7 protein-coding genes are annotated in these 6,928 nt (G+C 55.7%); all 7 read right to left on the bottom strand.

Annotated elements, in window-relative coordinates:
* Positions 1 to 218 (bottom strand): hypothetical protein (locus M1136_04585; GenBank protein ID MCL5074917.1); only part of this gene is annotated, 218 nt, incomplete at its 3' end.
* A 440-nt stretch (positions 219 to 658) separates the two neighbouring features.
* Positions 659 to 1,768: a glycosyltransferase gene (locus M1136_04580; protein MCL5074916.1), complete on the bottom strand. Its 1,110-nt coding sequence runs from the start codon at positions 1,766 to 1,768 to the stop codon at positions 659 to 661.
* Complete coding sequence (locus M1136_04575) at positions 1,765 to 2,892, bottom strand: glycosyltransferase family 4 protein (GenBank protein ID MCL5074915.1); 1,128 nt, start codon at positions 2,890 to 2,892, stop codon at positions 1,765 to 1,767. The genes M1136_04580 and M1136_04575 overlap by 4 nt, the downstream gene beginning before the upstream one ends.
* A 320-nt stretch (positions 2,893 to 3,212) precedes the next feature.
* The gene (locus M1136_04570; protein MCL5074914.1) at positions 3,213 to 4,349 is read right to left on the bottom strand and encodes a glycosyltransferase family 4 protein; all 1,137 of its coding nucleotides are present in this window, start codon (positions 4,347 to 4,349) and stop codon (positions 3,213 to 3,215) included.
* Positions 4,346 to 5,497 carry a glycosyltransferase family 4 protein gene (locus M1136_04565; GenBank protein MCL5074913.1) on the bottom strand — a complete coding sequence of 384 codons (1,152 nt, stop codon included), beginning with the start codon at positions 5,495 to 5,497 and terminating at the stop codon, positions 4,346 to 4,348. Before M1136_04565 ends, M1136_04570 begins: the two co-directional genes overlap by 4 nt.
* A 148-nt stretch (positions 5,498 to 5,645) precedes the next feature.
* Positions 5,646 to 6,101: a dTDP-4-dehydrorhamnose 3,5-epimerase family protein gene (locus M1136_04560; protein MCL5074912.1), complete on the bottom strand. Its 456-nt coding sequence runs from the start codon at positions 6,099 to 6,101 to the stop codon at positions 5,646 to 5,648.
* Between the two features lie 25 nt (positions 6,102 to 6,126).
* Positions 6,127 to 6,603, bottom strand: coding sequence for a hypothetical protein (locus M1136_04555; protein ID MCL5074911.1), 477 nt, complete (start codon positions 6,601 to 6,603; stop codon positions 6,127 to 6,129).
* Positions 6,604 to 6,928 lie beyond the last annotated feature (325 nt).

The raw sequence follows: 6,928 nt of genomic DNA, 5'->3' as shown, positions 1-6,928 counted from the left end.
CTGGGCTGCTTCAGCACGAGGAGGAACCGTTCCCCATCCTCGAAGGACACCACGTCTGAGGGCAGGGGCACGAAGGGGCGCAGGGCCTCCACCAGTTCTGCCCGCTGGATGACCAGCCCGCTGATGTTCAAGGGACTGAGGGGGATGGGTGTGCCTGCCCCCTCCAGGGAGAGGGGCCTCTGCCCATCACCCACTAACTTGAGCCGTACCTTGCCCACGGTGCACCCCCCACGAAAAAGATAAAAGAGGACGGTTGTTCGTCCTCTTCATCGCCAGTGCGGATGGCCAGCGCTCTTCTTTCGAAAGGAGAGGGATGAGGCCAGGATGGAGAGATAGATCGCTAGGGGAAACGCCCTTGCTGCTTATGAGGGGGGTTGAAGGTCAACGGCCAGGTTGTCCTTCCCACAAGACCCTCCTAAGAGATGGGTGATAGGATGCCCGCTCGCCCATTGCTTGAATTATATAGGCAGAGGGGAGAGTTGTCAAGGGGTTTTCCTTTTTGGCTGCACCCCATTTTTGGGGAGAAAGTCAGCCGAACGAGGAAGAGTTGGTGGGACAAGCCCTGATCCTCTGGACAGTAAGTGCTAAGGTCTCTGGGGGGGTGGGACTTTGCTATTTATAAAGGATTGGAGGGATAAGGAATGTTATGCCGTTGTGCTTAGCTATCCGACAAGATTTTCCGATAGAGCTCAAGGGTGCGTTGCACCATAATATCATGGCGGAAATGCTGGGTCACCCGCTGAATGGCCCCTTGACTGAGGCGCTGGTAGAGAAGCGGATCGGAGAGGAGGCGCTCTATTGCCTGGCCTAGGGCCGTTGGATTGCCTGGCTCGACAACTAGTCCTGTCTCCTCATGGATGTTTACATAAGAGGTACCTGTGCCCAGCTCAGTGCAAACCAGCGGCTTTCCACAGGCCATCGCCTCCAGTTGAACAAGACCGAATGCCTCGCTGCGCTCTACAGCTGGCAATACGAAAACATCGCAGGCATGGTAATAGGCCGGTAGGTCAGCATCAGGGATCTCCCCCAGGAAGTGCACTCTGTCTTCCAGGCGAAGGAGGTGCACCCGGGACTGGAGGTTCTGCGCCAGCCCTGGACCGATGAAGAGCAACTTGATGGACAGTCCCGCCATGGCTTGGAGCAGGATATCCAACCCTTTATAGTAGCGATATTGTCCGACAAAGAGGACGATCGGTGTCCCATAGCACTGCCTTATGGCCTGTACCTGTGTTTCATCGACCCTCTGGAAGCGCTGGAGCTCGATACCAGGTGGGATGGCCACGCACTTGGAGGAGAATCGTCGTAGATACGGTGAGGTTTCGATGTAATTGGGGCTGCTGGCGATAAGGCGGTCAGCCCTCTCCAGGACCCTCCAGAGAAACGGTTCATACAATCGGAGCAGCCCCTTCTGGCGGATGATATCACTATGATAGGTGAGTACCATACCCCGGCTTCGCCCAGCGAGCAGGTAGGAGAGCTCGCCCCAGGGGTAGGGGGAATGGAGGTGTATGATATCGGCGGGCAGCCGTGCTACCCAGCGAAAGAGCGACCAGCTTAAAGGTGTGCGAGCCAGGGTGAACAGCTGTCCAGCCCTGATCAGGCGCACCCCGTCGTCCTGTTCGATGACTGTTCGCCGTCCAGTGTTGGCCACCAGGATGCTTACCTCCAGGTCTGGCTGTCTGGCCAGGTGTCGGCACAGCAGTCGAAGGTGGCTCTCGATCCCACCCACCATGGGATAGTAGTTTTTGTAAATATGTAGAACTTTCAAGGCGAACCGATCCTCTCATAGATAGATACAATCTGCTGGGCTATCTCCGTCCAGGAGAACTGCCCGGCCCGACGCAGCCCCTTGGCGCTCAGATCATCTCGCAAACGGTTATCCTGCAGAACTCTGACCATAGCCTCACTCAGCTGGGTGACATCGTAGGGGTCTACTGTTATGGCTGCCTGGCCGACCACCTCCGGCAGGGAGGAGGTGTTGGAGCAGACGACAGGTGTGCCGCAGGCCATAGACTCCAGTGGTGGCAGCCCAAAACCCTCATAAAGGGAGGGGAAGACGAAGAGGTCGGCCAGGTTGTAGAGAGCGGGGAGGTCATCCTCAGGCACCTGCCCCAGTAGACGTACTCTTTCCTCTAAGTCCTGGTGGGCCAGCACCTCGCCCAGGTGGCTAGTCCATTCTTCCCACCATCCAGCGATGACCAGAACATGTTCTATGTCCGTATAGACGAGAGCAAAGGCCTTGATGAGGCGTATGAGGTTCTTATGAGGTTTATTCGTTCCCACATAGAGGATGAAATGGGCCGGCAAACGATACCTCTGGCGTACCGCCTGTAAAACGGCCCTCTCTAAAGGCCGATAACGGTGAGAGTCTACTCCAACAGGGACCACGGCTAATTTTTCTGGCTTTACTCCCAGGTAACGATAGAGATCGTGCTGCGTGGCCGAAGAAATAGCCACGATCTCCTTGGCCGTGGCGACATTCAGGCGCATGGCCAGATGGAAGAGGAACCTGGTCAGCGCTGAGGGAAAACAGTCGGGATAACGATAGGGGATCAGGTCGCAGACCGTGACGATGGCTGGACAGGGCAGCAGGTAGGGTCGGATATAGTAGGGTGAGTGAAAGAGATCCGCCCGCTCACGCCTAAGAACAAGAGGAAGCGTGGCTTGTTCGACTATCGAGAGGGTAGACACAGAGACTTCCCGCAACTCCACGTTAGCAAAGCAGGACAGCTCTTTCAGATCGAAGCGGCTATTGGACAAGCGTGGGTTATAAAAGATCAGGAAGGTGTGTTGAGGTGCAGCCTGAGCCAGGGCTCGGCTTAGGTCCCAGGTATAGCGACCTATGCCCGGAAAATGGTCCTGAATGTAGCGGCCATCAAGGGCGATGCGCACTTTTAATCCTCGCCTCTCGATCTCTATTTGAGATTGAATATCTCCCCCCAAACCCCCATAGGGGGGTTCAGGGTAGCCCTACGGGCTTTATTTTGTGGGGTACCCTCACCCCCTGCCCCCTCTCCCGCTTTGCGGGAGAGGGGGGAAGAGGCTAGAGCGGAGCCCTAGAACCCTCCCAGAAGGGGGGCCCCCCTTCTGGACTACCCCCACTCCAGCGGGAGAGAGAATCTGATCATTGACTGCATGCCGATACAATCTTGGTAGGGCACATCCCCAGACCCCTGCCAAAGAGGCTGCGCCTCCCTTGGAACCCCTGTTGTTCATCTTCTATTTAACTGAACATGCCGATAGACGTCCAGGGTACAGCGGGCCGTCTTCTGCCAGGTAAACATCTTCGCCCTCTCTCGCCCTTGTCCAGCTAGCCTCCGGCGCAGGTCGCTATCAGTAAAGACCTGATCCATCGCCCTGGCCAGGCTGGCGACATCGTGGGGGTCTACCGTTAGGGCCGCCTCACCGACCACCTCCGGCAGGGAGGAGGTGTTGGAGCAGACGACGGGCGTGCCGCAGGCCATAGACTCCAGTGGTGGCAGCCCAAAACCCTCATAAAGGGAGGGGAAGACGAAGAGGTCGGCGGCTGTGTACAGAATAGCCAGCTCCTCATCTGGTAGATGACCCAGAAAGCGGATGCTCGTGGCCCTATCCACCGTGAGCTGCTGGAGGACAGAGCGGTGGTGCCAACCTGCTCTCCCCACGATGACTAACTGATGAGAGAGATTACCAGTACCGTGGAGAGCACTATAAGCGTCAAGCAGAGCAGGAATGTTTTTCCGTGGTTCGATGGTGCCGACAGAAAGAATAAAGGGCTGTTGGATAGCGTATCTTTGGAGAAGGCGTTGGCGCTCCTCATCCGTGCGGTTCACGAAGTAGCAGTCATCCACACCGAGGTGAATCACGTGGATCTTCTCTTCCGGCATGGCGATCCAGCGCAGAAGATCGCGCTTGCTACTCTGGGAATCGACGATTATAGCACCTGCTGAACGTACGGCCAGGGGGACCATCATCCTCAGGTTCAACCGATTGCCCAGCGTATGACAGGAGGGGAAGAGGAGAAACGATAGATCATGTATGGTTACAACGGCGTTGATTCGTCTTAAAGGTGGCAGGAGATAGTCGGTGCCGTGGAAAAGGTCGGTGTCCCCCAACAGCCCATCCATAGTTGAACCGAGACGATAGGCCAGGAGGAGCAAAAGTCGCCACTGCTTATTGCCCAGGGGAATGACCCGCTTGGGCAGATGGTTCAGGGGGGCTGGGGGGCTGCCCTGAAGCCCTCGGTTATAGAGAAGGCTGAGGTTATCCCCGCTGTCCAGTTTTAAGAGACCTTCAATCAGCTTGGTTGTATAGCGGGCGATGCCCGAGATCGGCTGAAGGGTGGGGGAAGCATCGAGACAGATGTTCATGGCCCTAACAGGTCGTGATAGATGTCTGCCATTGAACGGACATGCTTCTCTATAGAGAAGAGCTGTCGCACACGTTCTTCCCCCCGTCTGCCCATCTCTTGAGCGCGCTGGGGATCATTGAGTAGCCTCACCATCGCCTCGGCGAGAGCAGTTCCATCCTTGGGGGGGACCAATAAGCCTGTCTCGCCGTCTGTGATCATCTCAGGAATACCGCCCACTCGGCTGGCTACGATCGGCTTGCTCAGGGCCATACCCTCCAGCAAGGCGCGTGGTAAGGGATCAGGCTGGATGGGGGGATGAATGAGAATATCCATAGAGTCAATCAGTGAGATTGCATCCTGGCGAAAGCCGGTGAAGATGGTGTGAGAGAAAAGTCCCAGTTCAGCGGACAGCTGTTTCAACCGTGGCGCGAAGTCCTGCTCAGGGGTAGTATCCTCGCCCACGATGAGGAATTTAGCCTGAGGCATGGTCTTTATAAGACATGCCGCAGCGCGCAGAAAGTAATCCTGTCCCTTCCAGGGTATGAGCTGTCCGACGCAGCCGATTAGGGGTGTATTGGGACTGAGCCCCATCTCCTCCCTGATCCTGGCACCGTTTGCCTCGGCCCGGCATTGAGCGACATCGATGCCATTGTAGATACACCGCACCTTGCGGCTGGGGGCGAACTGTCTGGCGCAAGCCTCTGAGACGGCGATGACCCTATCTGGTAGGTATTTGATCAGGCTTATCAGGGCAAAACGACGCAAAGGGGTGGTTACCAGGATGTCTCTGATGTGCCAAATGATGGGTATTCTGGCCATCCTGGCGGCCAGGGTACAGGGTAGTCCCATCTTATGGGAGTTGATGTGAAGGAGGTTGTAGCCACCATCCTTGATAAGGTGGACAAGGTTTGTCGTACTGGACCTTAGCTCCTTCGCCTGTCCCCAGAGGTTGGCTGGAGCACTGGCGAATCGTGAGGCCGTCAGGGGGAGGATGATTACCTCAAGCCCATGGCGACGAGCCATGTCTGGTAGAAGCCCTTCCGCTGGACAGACCAAAGTGGCCGTGAACCCCTCTCTGGGCAGGCGAATCAGCAGGCTCAAGGTGCTCCTTTCCGCGCCTCCTAATCGGCTGACTGGATTGACGAAGAGAAGGCGGCGATCTTCCACCGCTGCTCCCTTAGTGCACCGGAGGGGGAGTCAAAGAGAGCACCAGCATGATGATGACGATGATAATTAGGGCCACGAAGACGATCTGTTTAGCCTGCATCCCTTAGATATCCTTACGACCACTTCTCTAAATGCGCCGGGCAAGACGCTAACCGTGTTTCAGGGCCCAATCGTAGGGTATTTGATCCGTATTCCACGGTAGACGATACTCATCGGGTGCCTCATAGTTGTACAGCTCTGTGGGAAAATTGAGCAGTAGCGATGGCTCTACTCCAATAGTTTTGTAGCCGTGATAGACCCCGATAGGTATCTTAAGCAAGATATTGTTACGCTCCCCAAGGAAAAACTCCTGGACCTCACCCTTGGTCGGCGAACCCTCTCTGGCATCGTAAAGAACTACCTTGGCCATCCCTTTGACGACGACGAAGAAATCATCCTGTTTCTTATGGTAGTGCCAGGCTCGTATCACCCCGGGGTAGTTGAGGGAGACGTATACTTGGGCGAAACGTTCGAATATTTCATCATCGGTGCGCAGGATCTCCATCAGCGCCCCGCGCTCATCAGCGTTGGGCTTGAGCTGCTTGATGTGGATACCCTCAATCACCCTGATCCCTCCTTACCGATTTATCTTATCTCCTCTTGCCTTTTCGCCTCTTGCTTTTGGAGTTAGGTGTGCCGGCTGGTCTGGGTTTTGGTTTGGGGAGATATTTTTTACGGAGACGTTCGGCTTGATAGGCCGCCTGTCTAGATGGGTAAAGCCTAAGGAAGAAGTAGGTCAAATAAGCGCTGAAGCCAAGGGCAGCCAAAAGGATGATATACAGCCACGCCCTGGCTGAGAGGATGGGAATGGTGAGGTAACGAAAGAGTAGGAACAACAGGCCGCTCCCAGCGAGGCCCATGCCGATAGTGGCGAATCGCCTCGCTAGCTGGCCCTTGTAGGATGATGGCTCGAAGAGCCTCTCTCGGAAGAAGTAATAATAGAGGCTGATGGCCAACCCGAGGAGAAAAAAGACAACCAGGGCGATATCGTAGGGACCGGGAGGCCCGGGATTAGGGTCAAACCAATGCGGCATATTGAACAGCTGCTCCAGATTTAAGGGAGGCATGGCTGATTCTCCTGTAAAGTATTCTAGGGGCATTATAGCAAGGCTGTTCAGGTACAGCAAGCCAGCCCCCCGAGCCCGGATGCGTCCAAGAGTTCGCAGTTGCAAGTGGGGGAAAAAAGCGATAGGCTCTCGTGCAAGAAGCAAATAACTTACAAGAGGAGAGCCTATGCCGACGATCGAATTGACCGCCAAAGTAAGTATATCACTGGACGATCCGAGTGTCGCCTCTTTGGAGGGGCAAATCCATTCCCAGTTGCGTAAGGTGGCGAAAGCAGATGCTGGTCAGGGCCTGTCAGGAAGTGGAGCAGCGCACTCTGGAAGAAAA

It is taken from the genome of Chloroflexota bacterium (assembly GCA_023475225.1).
Taxonomy (GTDB): domain Bacteria; phylum Chloroflexota; class UBA6077; order FW602-bin22; family JAMCVK01; genus JAMCVK01.
The sequence above is the reverse complement of the archived record's forward strand: the minus strand, read 5'-3'. Positions and strand labels throughout refer to the sequence as shown.